Origin of the sequence: Pseudomonas sp. CM27 (genome assembly GCF_013179515.1) — a bacterium.
In the GTDB taxonomy this organism is placed as follows: Bacteria; Pseudomonadota; Gammaproteobacteria; order Pseudomonadales; family Pseudomonadaceae; genus Aquipseudomonas.
In genome coordinates, this window is sequence record NZ_JABMCN010000388.1 from 1 (window position 1) to 3,007 (window position 3,007).

Annotated in this window: 3 protein-coding genes; all 3 read right to left on the bottom strand. The window is 63.4% G+C overall.

The window, feature by feature from the left end; all coding sequences use genetic code 11:
* On the bottom strand, nt 1–338 hold a 338-nt coding region (locus tag HP547_RS28120; protein WP_172288739.1), incomplete at its 3' end, for a sigma factor.
* A gap of 103 nt (nt 339–441) precedes the next feature.
* Nucleotides 442–1,218 carry a ParA family protein gene (locus HP547_RS28125; RefSeq protein ID WP_172288741.1) on the bottom strand — a complete coding sequence of 259 codons (777 nt, stop codon included), beginning with the start codon at nt 1,216–1,218 and terminating at the stop codon, nt 442–444.
* Nucleotides 1,219–1,314: 96 nt separating this feature from the next.
* Nucleotides 1,315–3,007, bottom strand: a 1,693-nt coding sequence (locus HP547_RS28130) for a phosphopantetheine-binding protein (RefSeq protein WP_172288743.1), incomplete at its 5' end; no start/stop codon positions are given.

Below are 3,007 nucleotides of genomic sequence, written 5' to 3' on the forward strand. Positions count from 1 at the left end.
TGGTCGATGCTCACCAGGGCCTCGATCAACAGCAGTTGTTCCTCGACCGAGGGCGCTACCGCTTCAGGCAGCCGTGCCAGGTGCTCGAGGTAGGCTTGCTCGAGCTGGCGGCGGCGATGGCGATCAAAGATCAACCGGCGGGCGATGACGGTGAGGTAGGCACGCGGTTGCTGGATGCTGTCCGGGTCGACCCGTGCCCCGAGCATCTGGCAGAACGTTTCGGCAGCGGTGTCCTCGGCGTCGGCGTGGTTGCGCAGGCGTTTGTGGATGTGCTGCAGCAACCAGCGATGGTGGTCGCTGAAGAAAAAGCCCAGTTTACGGGTCGAGGTGCTGTCCAACGCCTGGCATCCGGTTGTGAGTGTGAATCGTTCTCAATGGTAGCCGGGTCGTCTGTTTTCCCGCAATGGGGTGATCTGCATATCCCTGGTCGCTCAGCTGCTGTCAGGCCGCGCGCTCCAGCGCATCCAGCAGGTCGACAAACTCCAGCGCCAGCTTGTGCCGGGGCGCCAGGTGCACCAGGGGGACCGAGGCCTGGTGTGATTCACGCATCTTGATCGAGCTGCTCAGGTACACCGGCAGTACCGGCAGGCCTTCGCTGCGCAACTGCTCGATCAGGGTCTGGTGCAGCGCGGTGCGCCCGGCAAACTGGTTGACCACCACGCCCTCGACTTGCAAGGCCGGGTTATGGTCCTGGCGCAGCTCCTCGACCTCGGCCATGACGCTGTGCAAGGCCTGGCGCGAGAAGCTGTCACAGTCGAACGGAATCAGCAGGCGCTCGGCTGCCACCAGGGCGCTGAAGGTGTAGAAATGGAGCGCGGGCGGGGTGTCGATGTAGATCCGCTCGTAGTCCTCGCCCAGCTCAACCAGCAGCTTGCGCAGCTTGTTGATCTTGAACTTGCTCTCCAGCTTGCTCTGCAGGTCGCTGAGGTCGGGGCTGGCGGTGACCAGGTGCAGGTTGCTGTAGCGGGTTTCGGTAATTGCCACGCGGTGCTTCTTGCCGGCGGCGGTGACCGGCGACAAGGTCTGGCGGAAGAAGTCGGCGATGCCGGCAGGGATGGCGTCATTGACCAGGCCGGTCAGGTAGTAGGTGGCATTGGCCTGCGGGTCGAGGTCGACCAGCAGGGTGCGGTAGCCCTCGGCGGCACTGGCGGCGGCGAGGTTGCAGGCGATACTGGATTTGCCCACGCCACCCTTCTGATTGAAAACCACACGACGCATGAGACGTTCTTCCATGAAATGAAAATGTCAGGTTGGGGTCAATCCTATGACGGCAACACGACAGTTTTATGACAAGGTTTGTTACAACCCGCCTTTTCAGCGTACTTCAGGCTTTACAATCACGGCTCCTGTGCCGGCGGCCTGCTTGCGCGTGCTCCAGCGCGTCAGCAGCCGGCGCGTCAGGGCATTCCAGCAGTAGCTCACCAGCACCCCGCCGGTGACGGCCAAGGCCACCTCGAACAGCGGATGATGGTAGAAGCGGTTTGCCAGCGACTGGAACTGGAAATGCGTCAGGTAGATATACAAGGTTGAAGAGGCGATCACGGCGCCGGCCCTTGCCACCAGCGCGGGCACCGGCACCGAGCGGAACCAGATAAGCGCCAGCATCGCTGGCAGGGCGATGTCGACATATAGGGTGAAGGCCTCCCAGCCCACGCCGGCAATCGCCATCAGGTCAAGCTCGCCGACCACCAGCACGGCAACCGCGCTGGCCACCCATTTGCGCGCGGTGGTGGTGGCATGGTGCACGGCCATGCCCAGCAGCATCACTGCCAGGAAGTGTTGCGGTACCCGATTGAGCAAGGCGCTGGCGTCGAACACGAAACGGTTCAGCAGGACATCCAGCGCCACCATGGCGCAGCTGGCAATGATCAGGCAACGGAACGGGTCGGCAGCGAGCACCTGGCGCACCCGCCTGATCGACAGCAGCAGGCCGATCACCAGGAGCATCTGCACCAGTACTTCGATGTACCAGTAGTTGAACAGGCTGACCTCGCTGGCCGGAAACCAGTTGGACACCAGCAGCAGTGATTGCCAGTGCAGCCGGTCGAACAGCAGCTGCACCAGGGCGGTGTACAACAGGGTCGGCACCACGATGGCCGCCAGCGACGGCAGCAGTGTGCGCGCATCGCCACGCGTTTCGATGGCCTGCAACTGAAACCGGGCCAGGCTGATGCCGGAGACCAGGAACAGCACCGAGGTTTCGCCAACGATCAGCCAGTGGTCGAATTCGCTCATGTGCCCGACCACAATCAGCAGGATGGCGAGCATGCGCACGAATACCGGCATTTCCATCACCCGCCATGCGCCCTTGGCTGGCGCACTCAGTTCGGCCAGCTGGTTCACCGGCAGGGTTTCCCAGCGCTCCGGCAGGTGGCCGATCAGCTCCTCCAGCACCCGTGAGGCCTGCACGAACGACAGCGAATCGCCGCCCAGCTCGACAAAGCTCAACCTGGCGTCCAGGTGCGCTACCTGAAGGATCCGCGCCCAGGCTGTGCTGAGCTTCTCGGCGACCGGCGACAAGGGTTGCTCGGCGCTTTGCGCGAATGGCACCGGCAGGGCGCGTTTGTCGACCTTGCCGTTGGGGGTGAGGGGGATGGCAGGCAGGAATACGAACAGTGCCGGCACCATGTAGTCCGGCAACTGGCCGCTCAGCGCCCGGCGCAGCTTTTCAGCTGTAACAGGCGATGTCGCCACGCAATAGGCCACCAGCCGGGTCGCCGCACTGTCGTGGTTGGCCACTACCACGCATTGGCTGATGTGCGGGTGACGGCCGATGGCGTTCTCGATTTCCGCCAGTTCGATGCGATGGCCGCGGATCTTTACCTGGGTGTCTGCGCGCCCCAGGAAGCTGGCGCTGCCATCGGCCAGGTAGGTGCCCAGGTCGCCGGTGCGGTAACAGCGGTCGTCCGGGTTGTCGGTGAACGGGTTGGCAATGAACCTGGCTGCGGTCAACTCCGGGTCGCCCCAGTAGCCATGCGACAGGTAAGGGCTGCGGATCAGGATTTCA

Bases quoted from the DNA above. Each gene is read 5' to 3' on its own strand.
- HP547_RS28125 (WP_172288741.1), bottom strand. From the start codon at position 1,218: ATGCGTCGTGTGGTTTTCAATCAGAAGGGTGGCGTGGGCAAATCCAGT.